Source organism: Agrobacterium sp. NPDC058088, from assembly GCF_042885035.1.
GTDB lineage: Bacteria > Pseudomonadota > Alphaproteobacteria > Rhizobiales > Rhizobiaceae > Agrobacterium.
On sequence record NZ_JBHVSU010000014.1, the window covers coordinates 1 to 18,373 of the forward strand.

An 18,373-nucleotide genomic window follows, 5' to 3' on the forward strand; every position below is an offset into this window, starting at 1 on the left:
GACGCCGATGCCGATGCTGATGCGGATGCTGACGCTGATGCGGACGCCGACGCGGATGCTGACGCCGATGCGGATGCTGACGCGGATGCGGATGCTGATGCGGACGCAGACGCTGATGCAGATGCCGACGCTGATGCAGATGCGGATGCCGACGCTGATGCGGATGCTGACGCCGATGCGGATGCTGACGCCGATGCAGATGCAGATGCGGACGCAGACGCTGATGCGGATGCCGACGCTGATGCGGATGCAGATGCGGACGCAGACGCTGATGCGGATGCCGACGCTGATGCGGATGCCGACGCCGATGCTGACGCCGATGCCGATGCTGACGCCGATGCCGATGCTGATGCGGATGCTGACGCTGATGCGGACGCCGACGCGGATGCTGACGCCGATGCGGATGCTGACGCGGATGCGGATGCGGATGCGGACGCAGACGCAGACGCTGATGCGGATGCCGACGCGGATGCAGATGCGGACGCTGATGCGGATGCGGATGCAGATGCGGATGCAGATGCCGATGCGGATGCCGACGCCGATCTCGAGCCAACCGATGATGTCGTAACGGCTCAGGTGAACATTTTGCCGACGGTGACGGAAGATGTGCCACTCGGCAGTGATACCTATTTGGCTGTCGTCAGCCTCGCCGGTCTCGATCTGCAGCTATTTGCAGATGCGATCGAATTCGATGTCGAGACGGGTCACAAACAGGATCTGGGCTTCGATTTCAGCGGAATTCTTGGAGCAGGGGTTCTTGGTGATTACAGCTTGGTCGTGCAGAAATGGGATGCCGCCACCCAACAATGGACCGGTATCGATGGTACAGGCCCCGCCACGATCTTGTCTCTCTCGCTGTTTGGCGGAACGAGCGGAACCGTTCAGGGGCTGGATCCAGGAGAATATAGAGCCTTCATGGGGTTCACCGGCCTGCTTGGCGTGGGTGTTGGCGGTACCCTTACTCTGGAAGGGACGGATTACGACTTCACCGAAGTCGGAGGATATGAGGCCGTCGAGGTTACCGGCAACGTCATCGACAATGACAACGTGCCAGCCGGGACAAGTGTCCAGAGCGTGGATGGCCAGACGATCGATCCGGGCGGAACCACTATTCAGGGCGACTTCGGGGAGCTCGTGATCCTGCCGGATGGCTCCTATACCTATACGCCCTTCGAGAGCGGTGCGGGAATCGGTCAGGTGGACCGGTTCGAATATACGGTGGTCGATGCCGCCGGCAATACCGGCACCGCGACGCTCTACGTCCAGATCGGCAGCGACGGTGTCACCATGACATGGAACGACACCGATCCCGGCCTGCCCGCGACATTTGAATTCGCTGCCACCGGCGACGCTGCAAGCGCTTCCGTGGTGTGGGATAATGTGAGCAATGACGAATTCTTCAATGCCAGCGGCTCCAACCTGCTTTCGGGCGGCCTTGGGCAGACCAGCAACTATGTCAGCAACAGCTTCGTCATCACCGACAGCATGGAAGTTTCCGGCAGCGTCAGCGTGTCGGTGCTCCTTGCGGCGCTGTCCAACGGCGTGCTCTATCTCGAACGGGAGACGACCCCCGGCACTTGGCAGACGGTGGCGAGCGATTCCTTCAGCATCGTCCTTGGCGGTCTCGGCATCGTGGCGTCGCTTGATCTCGCCACAATCGACTTCACCGCGGGGACCTATCGCATACGGTCGACATTGAGCGGAACGCTGGTCAACGTCTCAGCAACCGTCACCACCAATGTCGATGTCACATATACCGACCAGTATGAGGTCGGGAGTATAGCCGGCGACGATGGTAACCTTCTCACCAACGACGAACTGGGGTCTACCTTCACGGCGTTCCAGATCTTTGACGGCACGAGCTTCGTCAAGGTGACCGGTGCAATGAGCATACAGGGCACCTACGGGACGCTCACCGTCGATGCCGACGGCAATTACAGCTATGCGCCGGACACGACGCTCGCGCATTTCACCGAGACGCAAACGGACACCTTCACCTATCAACTGGTGCATCCCTCCGGCGCGGTGGAGCAATCCGAGCTGGTGGTTACCGTTGAGCCCTCCGGTGCAGGTGTGCCGGATCAGGCAATAATGTTCGTCGCGGATGACGTCGCCGGGCTCGATAGCATCGACGTTGCGGCAAGTGAATATCCTCCGGCTTCCGATCGGGAGAGCGATGATGATCTGTCGCAGCTGATCGAGGAGGATGGCGGCGAACTGACCGTCCCGCTCGATGGCCTCGCCTCCCTGTCGGAGCCAGACGATGCGGACGCAGACCTGACCGCCGCGGAAGAGCTTACGGATATAACAGGTATGCCCGATCCGCTGGAGCTGCCCGTCGATCCGCTTGGGCATCTCGCAACAGAGGACGAATGGAATTCCAACACTTCGCATGTGGTCTGAATGATTTGAGGGCGGTAGGTGGACATGATGGTCCGCCTGCCGTTGCGAGGAGCATCTATGCCTGTTTCCGACATGATGGCGGAATCCTGCCCTGATACCAACGCTGCCGGTCTCGATATCGCGAGCTGGAGCGAAGCATTCCAATATGTGGCGCGTCATTATGGCGTGCCGTTTTCTCCCGGCGGTGCACGGCAGCTTGTCGAGGCGCTGCGGGCCAGCGACACTGAAGATTGCCTCACCCGCATGGCGGACAAACTCGGTCTGCGGATAAAGCATGCTGCACCGGCGCCACGGCTGCTGACCAGCTGGCGGCTGCCGGTAATCCTGCAGCTTGCAGACGGGGCGGTGGGCGTCGTCATCGCGCTTGCAGCAAACAAGGAAGCCTCGGTTATTTTCAGCGGTGACGGTGGCTGTGCCACAACGCTGCCGCTGGACATGCTGCTGTCCCAGGCCGATTTTGTCATCGTGGCACGGCCGCAGCGCGGGACGGTCGACGAGCGTGTGGACAGCTATATCGCGCCTTACCGCGAACATTGGTTCCGTACCATCGCGTTCCGGGACATCGGCTCCTACGGCCATGTTATGCTGGCCTCGCTGGTGGCCAATGTCCTGGCGCTTGCGGGTGTCATGTTCTCCATGCAGGTTTATGACCGGGTCGTGCCGGCGAAATCCTTCAACACGCTTTATGTGCTGTTCATCGGCGTACTTCTGGCTGCCCTGTTCGATTTCATCATGCGCCGCCTGCGCACTCGCATCATCGACATCGTGGGCAAGCGAACCGACATGCGCATTTCGGATCTCGTGTTCGGTCATGCCCTGCGAGTAAAGAACCAGGCGCGGCCCACATCCACCGGCACCTTCATCGCCCAGTTGCGTGATCTGGAGCAGGTGCGCGAACTCCTGACTTCCACAACGGTGGCTGCGGTTGCCGACCTGCCGTTCTTCTTCCTCTTCCTCTTCATCTTCTGGATGATCGGCGGGCCGCTGGTGATTATTCCCGTCGTGGCACTGATGCTCCTGATCTTGCCGGGCCTACTGGTGCAGCGCAGGCTGCGGTCGGCCGCCAACGAGGCCATGCGGGAATCCTCCCTGCGGAACGCCATGCTGGTTGAGGCCGTGCAAGGCATCGAGGACATCAAGACGTTGCAGGCCGAAGATCACTTCCAGCAGCGCTGGAACCACTATAATGCGGTATCGGCCGATGGGCAGCTTCGCCTGCGCTCCATCACCAACGGCCTTGCGGCGTGGAGCCACACCGTCCAGACCGGAACTTTCGCCGCCGTCGTTTTCGTTGGTGCGCCGATCGTGATGGAAGGCGATATGACGACCGGTTCGCTCGTTGCCTGCTCCATTCTGGGGTCACGCATGATGGCGCCGATGGCGCAGCTAACGCAGATCCTCGGCAGGTTCCAGCAGGCGCGGGTCGGGCTCAACAGCATCGATTCCATCCTGCGGATGCCGTCTGATCATCCGGAAACCGAAACGCGGGTCAGCGCGCCAAACCTGCGCGGCGCCTACAAGATCAGGGGTGCCGCCTTTCATTACGGCAGCGGGGCCGGAAAACCGGCGCTCGCGATCGGCGATCTTACCGTTACCGCCGGGGAAAAGGTTGCGATACTGGGCAAGAACGGCGCTGGAAAGTCCACCTTGCTCCTGGCGATGGCAGGCATGGTGGAGCCGGCGGCCGGCGAAGTGCTGCTTGACGATCTGGCGCTTTCACAGATCGATCCCGCCGATGTCCGCCGCAACGTCGGCCTTTTGACGCAGGACACGCGCCTTTTTCACGGAACGATCCGGGAAAACGTCATGCTGGGCGCGCTGCACGCACCGGAACCGTTGCTGCTCGAAGCGCTTGCCATGACCGGCGCCGACGACTTCGTGCGCAGGCTTCCCCGTGGGATGGATCATCCGATCCTCGAGGGGGGCAGGGGCCTTTCCGGCGGGCAGAAGCAGGCATTGCTACTCGCGCGCCTGCTGATCCGCGATCCGGCCATCGTGTTGCTGGACGAGCCGACCGCGGCGATGGACGAGGCGACCGAGCGCCAGTTCATCGGCCGCTTCCAGTCCTGGAGCGCGGAGCGAACGGTGGTCGTCGCCACCCACCGTATGCGCGTTCTCGAGCTGGTTCAGCGCATCATCGTGGTCGAAAGCGGACAGGTCGTGCTTGACGGAAGCAAGGAGGAGGTTCTCAACACCCTGCGCGGTGTCAATAAGGTAGCTCCAGCGAACGGCATTCGCCGGAAGATACCGGAAAAGAAGGCCGCCGGCACCGTGGCCGGCTTCCCCTTCAAATCGACGGAGGAGGTTTAAATGGCGGCCATCGGCGATCGCGATTTTTCCGGCCGGGGCGGATGGGCCTTCGGTGATGACGACGGGCGAAATCTGACCCGTTCCTCCCGCGTGGTGCAGCTCTTCGTCGCCCTTTTGACGGCCCTGCTGGTCTGGGCCTATTTCGCCAGGCTGGACGAGGTGTCCTCCGGCGATGGCCGGGTGGTTCCGACCAGCCGTGAGCAGGTCATCCAGTCGCTGGAGGGTGGCATTCTCGCCGCACTGCATGTGCGGGAAGACCAGGTGGTTGAACCCGGGCAGATTCTTGCCCAGCTTGATCCGACCAGAAGTGAATCGGATGTCGAGGAGAGCGCGGCTAAATATCGCGCGGCGCTGGCAGCGGCTTCCCGCCTGGAAGCGGAAGTCAACGGCACTCCTCTTACCTTCCCTGCGGCTCTCAGTGCCTATTCTGCACTCACAGCCGCGGAAACCGAGCTCTATACGGCACGTCGGCGGGCGCTGGAGGAATCCCTGCACTGGGTGGAAGAATCGCTTGCGCTTGTGCGCAGCGAACTGAAGCTCAACGAGGAACTCAGGTCCGTTGGAGCAGCAAGCAACGTCGAAGTCATCCGCCTGCGCAGGCAGATGGTGGAACTGGAACTGAAGAAGGTCGAGATCAAGTCCGAATATGTGGTGCGCGCCCGCGAGGAGCTGACCAAGGTGAATGCCGAGGTCAATTCGCTGTCGCCCGTGGTCACCGGCCGTGCGGACAGTCTCGCCCGCCTGACCCATCGCTCGCCGGTGCGTGGCATCGTCAAGAATATCGAGGTTTCGACGATCGGTGGCGTTGCGCCGCCCAATGGCAAGCTCATGGATATCATCCCCCTCGGGGACGAGCTTCTTATTGAAGCGCGCATCTCGCCGCGCGACATTGCCTACATCCATCCCGGCCAGCGCGCCAGCGTGAAGATCAGCGCTTACGACTATGCGGTCTATGGCAGTCTGGACGGGCAGGTGACGACCATCTCGCCCGATACGATCCAGGACGAGGTTGACCGGGAAATCTATTATTATCGCGTCTTCATCAAGACGGAGAAGGATGCGCTGGTCAACACCGCAGGCCGGGAATTCCCGATCGTGCCGGGCATGGTCGCGACAGTCGATATACATACCGGCGAAAAGACGGTGCTGGAATATCTCGTCAAGCCCTTCAACAAGGCCCGGGAGGCTTTACGTGAACGTTGAGACCGGAGCGATTCTTGCGACGATGCCGCAGGACGTGAAGGAACGTCTCTCTGGCATAAGGACCTTCCTGCGCGGAAAAGTCCAGCCTTTGGAAATGCCGTTTCCAGCCGTAACGCTGTTCTTCTCCGTTTCGGATGGTGACAGGCGAGCGCGTGTCGTGAATGCTTCCGGCCCATCGCTGGAATCGGCATGGCAAAAGGGCGCCCACCTGCTTCTTGCAGCGATGAAAGCGGATGGTATCAAGGGGCACTGGATCCGGGTGGACTGGCTAGAGGTTGCGGAAGCGACCACATGGCCCCGTCTGCGTGCTTTGCTCGCCAAGGTCAAGCGCAATTACTTCCGCTTTGGTATCGCGCTTGACCCGGCGTTCCATTTCGCCTTCACGGAACAGGAGTTGAACGCCAATGCGATGCTTTACGGCGGCAATACCATCGACAACGCCGTGCTCAACGAGAAGAATTTCAGCCTCTATGCCAAAAGCCGCCATGAAGACATGCCGCCATTGCGGTTTTCGGATGAGGAAGCGATTTTCCTTTTTACCACCAAGGGCGTTTTCTGCGACGAGACCGGCCGGTTGCATCCGCTCGACAGGGAAGGTCTCGATGCCGGGAGGCGCAGGATTGAGAGGCTCGACGGCGGCGTGGTGCTGTCGCTGCTGCGGGATTCATCCGCTTATCTTGCCCGGCAGGTCAATGAGGACGGCTCCTTCATCTATGGTTATCATCCCTGCTTCGACCGGCGCATAGAAGCCTATAATGCGCTGCGCCACGCCAGTACAACCTATGCCATGATCGAGGCCTGGGAGGTTACGCACGACCCGAAGCTGAAAGGCGCAATCGAGCGTTCCCTGAAATATCTCGCAGGCACGCTCGTAAAGCCGGCCACCCTTCCGGATGGCGAGGAGGCCGCGTTTCTTGTCGAAGCCGACAATGAAATCAAGCTTGGCGGCAATGCCGTCGCGATACTGGCGCTCGTCAAATACGCAACTGTCAGTGGCAAGGATGAATGGCGGGCGCTGGCGGAAAGGCTCGCGCGCGGCATCCGGCACATGCAGGACAGCAGGACCGGGGCGTTCGTGCATGTCCTTAGTTTCCCTGATCTGGCCGTCAAACAAAGGTATCGCACCATCTATTACGAGGGCGAGGCGGCATTCGGGCTAATGCGCCTTTATGGCCTCACGCGTGACGCCGTTTGGCTCGCGACCGTCGAGAAGGCGTTCGAGCATTTCATCGCGAAGGATCATTGGAAACACCATGACCACTGGCTCGGTTACTGCGTCAACGAACTCACACTGCACCGGCCGGAAGAACGTTACTTCCGTTTCGCTGTCCGCAACATTGCCGGATATCTCGATTTCGTCGAAAATCGCATCACCACCTTTCCGACATTGCTGGAACTCATGATGGCGGCGCGCCAGACCCTGTCGCGGATCGCTGCCGATCCCCAATTACGTCGGCTCCTTGACGAAATCGATCTTGCGCATTTTGAACGTGCCCTTGAAAGGCGCGCGCACCACCTGCTCAATGGTCACTTCTGGCCGGAAATGGCCATGTATTGCCGCAAGCCCGACCGTATCGCGGGTTCCTTCTTCATCCGCCACCACGCATTTCGCGTCCGGATCGACGATGTCGAACATTATCTGTCCGGTTTCGTTGCCTATCGTAGTTACCTCAGAGAACGGAAAGCGTTCCGCGAACTCGTCCGTCAACAAGCGGCACCCCGCAATCGCCTTGGTCGCCAGACGGAGAAGCCCGTGGCGTTACCGCAGCAGAGGGAATGGACGGCGGCCGATGTCGAGGCCGCAACGGGCGGAACCTGGCTTCGCCACCCACCCGAGGGCTGGACGGCAAAGGGACTTTGTATCTTCGCGCCGGCCATGCAGCCGGAAAGCATGGTTGTTTTGCGCGCCCGCGAGGGCGACACGGGCGTGCCGGTGCAAGCCCTTGAAGGACTGCCTAAGCCGGCCTGCCTTGTTACCACCGACCCTGGGCTGGTGATTGACCGCGATGTCCCGGCACTTCAGGTGGCGAATGGCATGCAGGCCGTTCTGGCGATGGGAGACTACGCCCGCAGCCGGATGACGGGCAATGTGCTGGCCGTGACCGGCAGCGCCGGCAAGACCACTGTTGTCGCCATGCTCGCGCATGTGCTTTCCGCCTGGGGTGGCGTCGGCAAAAGCCATCACAATGCAAACCTGCCGGCCGGAGTCGCCTGGAACCTGGCGTCGATCCCGTGGGACACCCCACACGTCGTTCTGGAACTCGCGATTGGCAAGATGGCGGTAAGCGCGCGCATGGCGCGCCCGAAGGTTGCCATTTTCACCAATGTCCTGCCGGCTCATCTGGGAGAAACCAGCACGGTTTTTGACATTGCAAAAACGAAAAGCGCGATCTTTCTCGGCATGGCGCCGGGCGACAAGGCGGTTCTCAACCGCGACATGCTGGAATGGGACACGGTGCATGATGCTGCCCGCGGGCGGGGGCTCGATATTCTCACCTACGGGACATCGGATACGTGTCTATTTCAATTGTTGCATTACGATGTCGCCAGCGGGCAGGCCCGTGCCCGGATCAAAGAGCAGGAGATTTCTTATCGCGTCGGGGCGGCCGGACGGCACATGGCGCTGAACGGGCTTGCGATCCTTGCTGCCGTATCGGCGCTGGGCCATCCTCTGGAGCGTGCAATTGCCCAACTCGACAGTTTTGCCGCTTTGCCAGGACGTGGTGAAGAGATCGATCTGTCGCTCGGCGGGCGACGGCTGAAGGTGATCGATGACGCCTATAATGCCAATCCGGGTTCGATGCGCGCGGCGCTAGAGCGCCTAAACGGTCATGAAGGCGGCAGACGGCGGATTGCAGTTTTGGGCGAAATGGCAGAGCTCGGCTCTGGTGCGGCGGCCTATCACACCGAACTTGCTACGTTTCTGCGGGAAAGTTCAATCGATCAGGTCTATGTTACGGGTGAGCTTTACACCGATTTCTGGGATGCTCTTTCGCCGGCAAGGCGTGGTGTCCATGCAGGCTCACGGCAGGCGCTAAAGGAAATCCTCCGCGACCGGCTGGCAGATGGCGATGTCGTTCTTTTCAAGGGCTCGCACAGCACCGGAATGCATGAGCTTGTAGCGTGGCTGAAGAAGACCGCTGATGGCAGCGCCGCCGCCTGAATCGATCGGCTGAGCAGGACCGGGTACTATTTGAACTGTTCAAGGTCCATCTCATGGACGGCACGGCGGATTTCGACCCCAGACCTGCCTTGGGCAATCAGGGCGGCGGCGAGGCGACCATGATAGGCCAGCAGATGCCGCTGGCGATCTGTCGCCTGAGCGTAGATATGATGCGGTTCGAAGCCGGCGGAACGCAGTCTTCGGACATAAAAAAGCTGGCTGAAAAACGGTACGACCCGATCCTCAGGATCCGAAATGACGTAGATGTCTGGTCTGGGATTCGTCGAAATGCGCTCGATCTCCGTGACGGGATCATAAAACTCAGCGGCGTTGTAAAGCAGTTTGCCGGGGATCTTGCGGCGCCGTTCCCAGAAGGCGGAAACCTGCTTTACGGAAAGCAGACCGGAAGTGATGACAGCTGCCGAGACGTCCTTGCGCCTGTTCATAAGGCTTGCCACGATCTGTCCGCCGGCGGAATGGCCGGTCAAGATGAAGGACGATATGTTGTACTTTTGCCTGATCTGGTCGAGTGCGCCATCCATAAGAGTGATTTCGCGCGTATGGCGGCGATTGTTGTGATCGCCCGAGGACCCGTAGATGCCGGGTCGTGCCATGAAGATGACCGGATGTCCGGCCTTTTTGGCCCAATCCGCCATCTCAGCCGCGATCGTGGCGGGGGACTGGCGGATGTAGGAATCGGTGATGAAACGCACGCCCTTCGCATTGCGCAGCATCACGTCGCCACCGAAATAAACGAGGACTGTCGGGTTCCCCCCATCGACCAGCGCCTCCGGATAATAACGAATGCAATCTCCCTTGCCTTCCGCCTCGACCCATAGTCCGCCGGGAACGGCGGCACAGGCCTCCGGTGACGTGAAAGAGCCGTTTAACGCCTCATAGGGGCTGAAGGCCTCGTCGTTAAGGAAGACGGTGAGTTCGCGCGGCTTCGGCAGTTCGAAAGGGCCCAACCGCGGTGCATCGGCCAGCGCCGATTGCGATGCCCCGGGGATTGCCAGCGCGAGCAGCGCCCAGCGCACGATCCACCAGGCAAGCCTCGGTTCTTCCTTGGTCATGGATACTCCTCCGCCGGCTTGTCCCTCCCTCTGATGAAGCTAATGACGTGTAGGCGACGGGGAGGGATGATCTCCTATTGAAGCCACTTGCAATTAAAAAAAGTATGTTAAAGCGTTTCACAATTTAACGGAACCACATCCGGCGTTTTCGAGATCTTTTTGGCATTCGGCGGACCGGGTGGTTTTGACCAGCCTGTCGATACGACGCCATGTGTCGTCTTGTGCCGAAGATACAATCTAAAGCCAACCATCATGAGAAAGGCCGACGAACCTAGGGTGCCGGCCTTTCCTTTGAACATAATGGAGCGTGCGCCGTCAGCTATAGCGCATTACATCGCCGGCAGAATGGCAATATCGCGAACTTCGTTGTCGAGTCCCGTAATCGGGCCGACTTCTGTCGCTGCGCCTGTCTCCAGATTGACCGTATAGAGTGTCTTGGATGCAGCAAGATATGCGGTGTTCTTGCCATCTTCCGTGCCCTGTATATCGAAGGCATAGGTTGCAGGCTTGTCCTTGAGGCCGAGTTTGCCGATCGCCTTGAGCGTGCCATCATTCGGCTTGGTCTGCTGGATCAGCGCGCCGATCGTGGCATCGACATTGTACATTGCCGTTTTTTCCGGCTTGCCGATGGAATTGGTGTAAGCGGCTGCGACGATATTCGGGGTCTCGCCCTTGTGCATGTCGCCATCCTCAAAGGCGAGCACGCCATCGACGGTGACTGCACCCGTATCCGGATGGACGCGGTGGTTGGTCGTGCCAGTCATGAAGCGCAGACGATCGGCCATAGGATTGAAATCGACGACGACAGGCGCCTCAGTGATGGTTAGCATCTTGTCCATTTTGGCGACGTCGGTCGCGGCACCCGTTTCAAGATTGATAGAAACGATGCGGTGATCCGGAGTGACGCCGATTACCGTCTTGTTGCCAGGGCGGAAGTCTATGCCAACAAGCTTGTCGACGCCGGTCACGTCCATCTTCTTGGTGACGGCGGGCTTTTCCGTATCGAACATCACAAGGGTTTTGTCGCCGGTCAGGCCGAGGACGGGGGCAGCGATTGCAGTTGACGCCATGGCGATAGAAGCGGCGGAAGCGATCAGTGCGAAACGAATGGTCTTCATGTCTTTCTCCCGGGTTGAACATGTAAGAAGTCGTCCGGCACTCGGCTCTCGACGCTTCCTGATTTTAAGACACGCCATCGATGCCGTTTGGATGCAGATCGCAAAAAAATAATTTCGACATGCATCCATCCGACCATTCAGGGGGTATAGCTTTGGAAGCCGACCCCCTTCGTTGTCGGCATTGGGAGGATGCTGATGGACGCTGCGGCGAACGATCTCGATACGGCACTCGCCGCCTGCGCAAAGGGTGATCCCAATGCGCTGCGTTTGATCTTTGATCGCGAGGCGGGACGCCTGATCGCAGTCGCCGAGCGTATCGTCAAGCGCCGCGAACTTGCCGAAGAGGTCGTGCAGGATGCCTTCATTCGCATCTGGACCCATGCGCACCAGTACGATGCTGAGCGTGGTTCCGCACGAGGTTGGATCTACGCCATCGTTCGCAACCGTGCGCTCAACCTCCTGCGAGATGGAAAGCGCGAGCACCCGGTCGAGGACGCGGAAACCCTGCGCGAAAGCGAGCAGGCTGACGAAGTGATGGCGGCCTGGCATAAGCTCGATCGGAATTCGCGCCTCTACGACTGCCTTGGCGCGCTCGACGAAACGAAGCGGCGCGGCATCCTGATGGCTTATATCGGCGGCTACTCGCATGGCGAAATCGCGGGCCGGCTGCGCATTCCGCTTGGAACGACAAAATCCTGGATCAGGCGTGGCCTCTCGGCCCTGCGGGAGTGCTTGGCATGACCTACGACCGCAATGACATCCCCCATATTGCCGATGAATATGTTCTGGGCCTGATCGAAGGCGCCGACGCTGCGGAGATCGAAGTTGCCATGGAACGCGATGCCGAATTGAGAGCTGCAATCGCAGCCAGCCGCGAGCGCTTCCTGCCACTGGACACCGGCGTCGCGCCGGCGACCGCTTCTGAAGAGCTTTGGCAGCGCATCGAAGCAGCCTTACCAGTCCAGGATCGAACCCGCGCAATCCCTGTCAACTTAAACGCCAACGATAATAGCAGAAGCGGATGGCGGATGGCGGCGATCTCAGCTATCGCTGCCGCCTTTGTGCTCGCCCTCGGTCTTGCCTACACCTTAACCCGGACGCTCGAGCCGCTTGTGGTTGCGGTGCTGATTAACGAGGCGGGAGAGGTCCAGGCGGTCGTCGAGGATTTCGGGAACGAGCAAGCCACGATCCGGATATTGACGGACTTCAGCGTACCCAGGGACAAGACGATCCAGGTCTGGACCTTGCCGTCCAGAGACAGAGGGCCAGTATCGCTCGGCTTGATCGACGGTGTACGATCGACGCACTTGGCTGTTCCGCAACTGCCGACCCCGAGGGGTGACCAGCTCTACGAGATTACCTTGGAAGACGCTGGCGGATCTCCAACCGGGCGGCCGACGGGACCAATACTGGCTAAAGGCTTGGCGAAGCTACTGCGATAACAATCCCGCACAGATATCTCTGTGCTGCGCATGTTGAAGACTATTGCATTTCCGCAGAGCGATGAGCCTGGATGCTTGAAACGAAGATAGGGCAGGGGAGGGCCTTGTTGCAGACATTTCGTTTTGCTGTGAAAAGGCCTTCCCACGCCTTAGTCGCACGGTTTTGACGCCGAAATTCTGCGCGAGAAAGCCACCCCTAGCCTCAGCCCGTTGCCTTTACCGAATGGCCGGCGGCCCGCAAAAGCGCCATAAGCACCGGCCCCAGAGAAAACTCACCGCGCTTTGCTCGATTGGTTAGATCCCTCAGATATCCGCCAGGCGAATTGATGTGGCCGCCGCGCTCGAGAATGCAGGCTATAGTTACCGCCGCATTTTCGGGACCCATCACCTCACATGCTTCCTGATATGCCGACGGGCTGACCCCAAGCATGGATCGAACCACCACGGCGGCCGTCATAAGCTCGCGCCAGTTTCCGATCTGGCCTTCAGGGCCGTAGTTCGAAATCTCCGGGCAGGCCCGCAGGACGAGACCAATCGGAAAAGCTTTGATCGGCACATGCTGGGCCTGCTTGTTCTCGCTCGGCTTCGCTCCCTGCTCCTTTTCGGAGCCTGGTTCAAGTTCATTGGTGGAGTTGGTATTTGAATTCTGTATGTGACGCTCAAATTGGGCATCATTGCCGGTCGTTTTTGATGAAAAATCATCTGAATCCAGTCGTTTGAGGATATTCGAGCGCAAACTCTCCATCTCGGTGCCGACGCGCCTCAGATCATCGAGTTCCGGATTCCGGGGAATCGTTCCGACAAGGGCCAGATATTGTTCTTCGAGCTCCGTCCAGTCGCCGTCTGCACCTTCGTCTACAGCGGCCGTGATCAGCTTGCGGATATCCCGCCTGCATATTGTGAGGTTTTCCTTTGCTCTTCTGAAAGCGATGCGATCAGCAGCCACCTGCTGGGCAAGACATGCCAATTCCCCTGCACGCGTCAGAAGCGGCGAAATATCAAAGCCGAAGGCGTGTTCGATCGTTCCCGCGTCATCCTTGCGGGCATAGCGCTTGCCGTTTGCGCTATCTCTGCGAATGATCAGTCCCGCCTCGACCAGGAGGGCAAGATGGCGGCGCAAAGTCGCGCCTGCAATGCCATGTGCGCGAATTGACAGCTGAATGTTTGACGGAAAAACGATGAGCTGAGCGTCCTGGCGAAGCTCGTTCTCAGGGTAGAAGCTTAAAAGCGCATCGAGGACCGCAAGGCTGCGGTCATGAAGGCCGAGTACTTCTCGTGCCTCTGAGGCATCGCGGAAGACTTTCCACTTGTCTGCCGACGCGCCTTCCTTGATTGTGGTCGCGGCAATCTGCCGTTTCACAAGTTCGAGCGTTACCGGTCGCCGCCCGAAGGGCGTCGTCACTTGTCCACCTTCCATGTCCCTGCCTCTCTAAAAAAGGCAAAAGATCAACGCTCACCAAAACGGTGCCAAAGACTCTTGACTAGGTAACATGGAAATGCGATTCTCTAGCTCTCACACAACGAGAAGGGCTTCCATGACGGCAACGTTTCGGGGGCCTTTTTCTTTTGCGCGTTTTTCCTTCCTTAAAACCGTTCGAAGTCTGCTTTTCGGCTTCGTTTAAATCTTTGATCGCTCGCTGGCGAACCGCTTGGCGAGCGCGGGTAGCTCCGCTTCGATGAAACTTAGAAACTCCGCGCCGGCCGGAGTGTGCGCCGAAATGCGGATATCTTTGCTCGTGCGCAGCAGGCTGCCAAGCGTCTCGCCTGCGGCTCCTGTAATCGTCTTGCCTGCCCTCTGAATTGGCGCTGCAGGTTTCAGGGCATTGAGGGCTGCCAGAAACTTCTGATCTGATCCCACCCGCTTTTCCGAGGCGGAGGACAGGGCCTTACGCAGTTCTTCGTGGAGGTCAGGCTGTTCCGAGAATGCTTTTGCAAAGTCCGCCCATCGCGGACGACCGACCTTTGCCGCCCGGCCGATCGCCTCGATGATGTCGACAGGAACGGCGCGGTAAACCGCCCGCATTCGCGCCAGTTCCGGGTCATCGATTGACAAGGCTGCCTTGATATCACGGGGCTTCACACCGGCATCGTCCATGCGCTGCGCAAAAAGCGCGCGTTCAATCCAGGTCAGATCCTGGCGATCGGCATTTTCAATACCTTGCGCGATGACGAGTTCGACGTCTGAAATCTCGACTTCGATTGCCTTGACCGGAATACCGAGATCCCTGGCTGCCTGTAGTCGGCGATGGCCGTAAATCACCTGATATCGCTCAGGGGAGGAAGGCGACTTGCGGACCTGGATCGGAACCTTTTGACCCTCTGACCGGATGGAATTCCTGAATGTCTCGAAGTCCGACGCGTCGTCATCAGGGAGACGATCGGGAAAAGGAGATGGGTCGATCTTCGAGGGATCAAGTTCGCGGATTGCGCCGCCGCCCGCCTCAACGAGGGCTTTCAGACGATCGCGTTCCGATTTGATGTCATCGATTGCCCGATGGGCCGCACCTATTACGCCGGCACCAACGCGCGCGGGTGCTGCCGGTTGCTGCGGGGCGGGAGGGTTATCAGTCGACAACCGGTTTTCAAGCTCCGCCGACAGAAGGCCAAAATTTGCGACGATGGATTTACGCGATGACTTGTTTGTCATGTGCGTCCCCAACTGGTGTTGATGAGTTTCACGATCGCTTCGTTGACAGCGTCAACTGCCTCACGAGCACGCTTGTGCGTATCGCGGCCGATCTGGCCCATTTCGAGTTCATAGATGGATCGCTTTGCAAGTCCCGCTGCCTCGACAGCCGTGCTTTCGATCAGGGTCGGCAAAAGCACATCGCTACCGAACAAATGGCGCATCAAGGCCACCACCTGCGATTGCGGCGCGTCATTTGGATCGTGGCGGGTCACGAGATAGCGAATGAAATCCTGATCGAGCTGCGCGCCATTTTCATTCAGAACGCTGATCAGATCGCCCATCATCAGCAGGAACTGGCTCATGGAGGCAACATCGAGCATGGCCGGGTGCACGGTGATGATCATGCTGGTTGCGGCGTAGATCGCGCTTAACGTCAGGAACCCGAGCGACGGCGGAGTGTCGAGAATGACGACGTCGTAATCCTGGTCGACCTCGGCAAGTGCGAGCTTCAGACGCTCGAAGAAGATTGCTCCTGAACCGGTTTTCTGCGCAAGAACCCTCGGTGTCTCATGTTCATATTCCATGACCTCGAGGTTACCGGGTATCAGATCGATGCCCTCGAAATAGGTCTTGCGAATGATGTCGCGGATCGATCGGCGCTCAGCGTCGTCATAGCGCAGCGCTGCATAGATGGTCTCATTTGCGCCGACGTCAAACTCCGGCTGTGCGCCGAAGAGAGCCGAAAGTGAGGCCTGCGGGTCAAGATCGAGGGCAAGGACACGATAACCCTGCAATGCCAGGTAATGAGCAAGATGCACGCAGGTCGTCGTCTTGGCACTACCGCCCTTGAAGTTGGCGATCGCAACGACCTGGAGATGCTCGCCCTGACGACGGCGCGGTAAAAACCGCAGCGCCTCTGAAGGCTTCTGGCTTGCGAAGAATTCACGCAACTCGTTGATCTGGGCAAGCGTATAGACCCGATGATTGTTTTCCAGGCGACCAGGGATCGGGCCTCGCCCTTCACTCGACATGAGTTTGAGGGTGGAATCGGGTATGGATGTGAGCTTGGAGACTTCATTTGTCAGGAAGGGTCGCAAACTTTTTTCCGACTTCGGCGGATACATGCGCGTGCGAAGTTCCTGCAATTGCTGCGACAGAAGGCTTGCGTGGCGCGCGATCTTGCTGCCTGCATCTTCCTTCCGAATATTCGCTGTTTCTGCTCGTTCCGCTATCGCCATAATTTCCTCTTGGCGGGCCATTGCCGGTTTGCCGACCGTTGTCCGCTAAGGATACATCACGATTCTGTATTCGCGTCCAGATGAGCGAGGCGAAATGATACCTGACGACACCCGCGTGGATCAGACAAACTCAAACTTTCTGAAATAATATCAGACACTTGTTTCATAATACTGAACCGAGAGGACCTAACTCGATTAGGCCCTATCTTTGCCCTTTGGAAGCGCCGCGACTTTTTTTGTACCGCAAAAGGCAACTTGCAAAGATCCAAGGTCCGAATCGGCGCCCGCTTGAGATTGCAGACCTGGATGGCCAAAACAACATCATAAACATAAGACCAACGCTGCCTGGTTGAATGAAAAAGGAAACAAGAGGGAGTCCAGCAGTTTCGCATGCCGGCGAGCCTAATACGATGATCATCACGAAATTGAATCGATCCGCAAAGATCGATTCATAAATGTCGTTGGACGGCGGATTCCTTTTACGGGAATCTTGGTCATGATCACACACCACTTCCATCTCTATTTCGAGCGCAAGGACCGTTCTTTAAATATGGCGCGCTTTTATGTGTTGTCGATTGAACGCGATCTGTTCGGTGACGTGTGCCTGATGCGGCGCTGGGGCCGCATTGGCGTGAGGGGACAAACCATGGTCCAGAGATTTGGACAGGAAATCGAAGCTGTCGCCATGTTTCTGGAACTTGCCCGCCTTAAGCAATCAAGAGGTTACAAGACATTACCGCTCGCACCGCAGGCTACTTAAGAAGTCCAGCCCTCAAAAAGCAATGATACCGCCGCACCGCGATTATCGGTCATTGATCGAGGCTGATCACAAACGTCCCGGCCGAGCAAAAATTCTGCCGATCGTATTAAGCAGGAGTTGAGCGGCAAGAATGGACGTCGAACCGGTGTGATCGTAGTCGGGCGCAACCTCGACGAGATCGACACCGACGATTGTACCGCGCCTGGCGAGGCCGGCAATCAGCTCAAGCACTTCATAATAGATGAAGCCTCCATGGCTCGGCGTACCGGTGCCCGGCGCGATCGACGGATCGAAACCGTCGATATCGATCGTCAGGTAATATCGTTTGCCAGCCGGGATACGCTCGAGAACAGCATCGACGCCAAGTTTGCGGATCTGGCGTACCGACAGGATGTCAGACCCCTGCGCGCGGGCATAATCGTAGCCTTCCTTGGCGGTCGAAGAGACGTTGCGGATGCCGAGCTGCGTCATGCCTGTGACCCACGGCTTTTCCGAGGCGCGGCGCAATGGGCTGCCATGACCGAGGCGTACGCCATGACGCTCGTCGACGAAATCGAGATGTGCGTCGAATTGCACGACGTGGATCGGCTCCTGCTCGCTGAAGGCGTTGATGCAGGGAATGTTGACGGAATGGTCGCCGCCGAGGATGACCGGCAATGCGCCGGCGGCAAGAATCTTGCGGACGCCGAACTCAATATTGGCGTGGCTCGTGACCGTGTCGGTATGGACGATGTCGGCGTCGCCGAGATCGACGATGCGCACGCCTTCCAGATAGGTGACGTCATCTTCGTGGTCATAGGCTCCGGCATGGCCGAAGGCGAAAAGGGTGGAGGCCTCGCGGATGCCCCGAGGCCCGAAGCGCGCGCCGGAACGCCACTGCGTACCGAAATCAAAGGGTGCCCCGAGGATCGCGACATCCGCTTCGATCTGATCCCAATTCTCCACATAGGGGCTCTTGGCGAAGGTCGAGATGCCGACGAAGGGCAGGTTCAGCCGACCGTTGTCGTAGCCGTGGGCAGTCATGGTCATTCCTT

Annotated in this window: 14 protein-coding genes; 8 read left to right on the forward strand and 6 right to left on the reverse strand. The window is 58.9% G+C overall.

Annotated elements, in window-relative coordinates:
- From ACFVTJ_RS23485 to ACFVTJ_RS23505, 5 genes are all read left to right on the forward strand, one after another.
- A partial coding sequence (locus tag ACFVTJ_RS23485) for a hypothetical protein (RefSeq protein ID WP_386910969.1) occupies window positions 1-568 on the forward strand: 568 nt, incomplete at its 5' end.
- Window positions 569-594: 26 nt separating this feature from the next.
- A complete protein-coding gene (locus ACFVTJ_RS23490; protein WP_386911031.1) occupies window positions 595-2,403 on the forward strand; it encodes a BapA/Bap/LapF family large adhesin in 1,809 nt (602 codons plus the stop codon).
- Between the two features lie 57 nt (window positions 2,404-2,460).
- On the forward strand, window positions 2,461-4,713 hold the full coding sequence (locus tag ACFVTJ_RS23495) for a type I secretion system permease/ATPase (RefSeq protein ID WP_386910970.1): 2,253 nt from the start codon (window positions 2,461-2,463) through the stop codon (window positions 4,711-4,713).
- Window positions 4,714-5,916 (forward strand): HlyD family efflux transporter periplasmic adaptor subunit, encoded by a 1,203-nt coding sequence (locus ACFVTJ_RS23500; RefSeq protein ID WP_386910971.1) that lies wholly within the window; start codon window positions 4,714-4,716, stop codon window positions 5,914-5,916.
- A complete protein-coding gene (locus ACFVTJ_RS23505) occupies window positions 5,906-9,079 on the forward strand; it encodes a Mur ligase family protein (RefSeq protein ID WP_386910972.1) in 3,174 nt (1,057 codons plus the stop codon). The genes ACFVTJ_RS23500 and ACFVTJ_RS23505 overlap by 11 nt, the downstream gene beginning before the upstream one ends.
- A gap of 26 nt (window positions 9,080-9,105) precedes the next feature.
- On the opposite strand, the gene ACFVTJ_RS23510 is transcribed toward ACFVTJ_RS23505, so the two are convergent.
- Both ACFVTJ_RS23510 and ACFVTJ_RS23515 read right to left on the reverse strand, forming a co-directional pair.
- Window positions 9,106-10,152, reverse strand: coding sequence for an alpha/beta hydrolase family protein (locus tag ACFVTJ_RS23510; RefSeq protein ID WP_386910973.1), 1,047 nt, complete (start codon window positions 10,150-10,152; stop codon window positions 9,106-9,108).
- A 329-nt stretch (window positions 10,153-10,481) separates the two neighbouring features.
- Window positions 10,482-11,270, reverse strand: a complete 789-nt coding sequence (locus tag ACFVTJ_RS23515; protein WP_386910974.1) for a DUF4394 domain-containing protein — start codon at window positions 11,268-11,270, stop codon at window positions 10,482-10,484.
- A 195-nt stretch (window positions 11,271-11,465) separates the two neighbouring features.
- Here ACFVTJ_RS23515 and ACFVTJ_RS23520 point away from each other — a divergent pair, with 195 nt between their 5' ends.
- The gene (locus tag ACFVTJ_RS23520; RefSeq protein ID WP_386910975.1) at window positions 11,466-12,011 is read left to right on the forward strand and encodes a sigma-70 family RNA polymerase sigma factor; all 546 of its coding nucleotides are present in this window, start codon (window positions 11,466-11,468) and stop codon (window positions 12,009-12,011) included.
- Entirely contained in the window at window positions 12,008-12,712 is a 705-nt protein-coding gene (locus ACFVTJ_RS23525; protein ID WP_386910976.1) for an anti-sigma factor domain-containing protein, read from the forward strand. Before ACFVTJ_RS23520 ends, ACFVTJ_RS23525 begins: the two co-directional genes overlap by 4 nt.
- Window positions 12,713-12,914: 202 nt before the next feature.
- On the opposite strand, the gene repC is transcribed toward ACFVTJ_RS23525, so the two are convergent.
- The 3 genes from repC to repA form a co-directional block, all read right to left on the reverse strand.
- Window positions 12,915-14,129 carry a plasmid replication protein RepC gene (gene repC / locus ACFVTJ_RS23530; RefSeq protein WP_386910977.1) on the reverse strand — a complete coding sequence of 405 codons (1,215 nt, stop codon included), beginning with the start codon at window positions 14,127-14,129 and terminating at the stop codon, window positions 12,915-12,917.
- Window positions 14,130-14,330: 201 nt separating this feature from the next.
- Window positions 14,331-15,359, reverse strand: a complete 1,029-nt coding sequence (gene repB / locus ACFVTJ_RS23535; RefSeq protein WP_386910978.1) for a plasmid partitioning protein RepB — start codon at window positions 15,357-15,359, stop codon at window positions 14,331-14,333.
- Window positions 15,356-16,579 carry a plasmid partitioning protein RepA gene (gene repA, locus ACFVTJ_RS23540; RefSeq protein ID WP_386910979.1) on the reverse strand — a complete coding sequence of 408 codons (1,224 nt, stop codon included), beginning with the start codon at window positions 16,577-16,579 and terminating at the stop codon, window positions 15,356-15,358. Before repA ends, repB begins: the two co-directional genes overlap by 4 nt.
- A gap of 496 nt (window positions 16,580-17,075) precedes the next feature.
- On the opposite strand from repA, the gene ACFVTJ_RS23545 reads away from it, so the two are divergent.
- Complete coding sequence (locus ACFVTJ_RS23545) at window positions 17,076-17,339, forward strand: WGR domain-containing protein (RefSeq protein ID WP_386910980.1); 264 nt, start codon at window positions 17,076-17,078, stop codon at window positions 17,337-17,339.
- A gap of 66 nt (window positions 17,340-17,405) precedes the next feature.
- On the opposite strand, the gene speB is transcribed toward ACFVTJ_RS23545, so the two are convergent.
- The gene (gene speB / locus ACFVTJ_RS23550; RefSeq protein WP_386910981.1) at window positions 17,406-18,362 is read right to left on the reverse strand and encodes an agmatinase; all 957 of its coding nucleotides are present in this window, start codon (window positions 18,360-18,362) and stop codon (window positions 17,406-17,408) included.
- Window positions 18,363-18,373 lie beyond the last annotated feature (11 nt).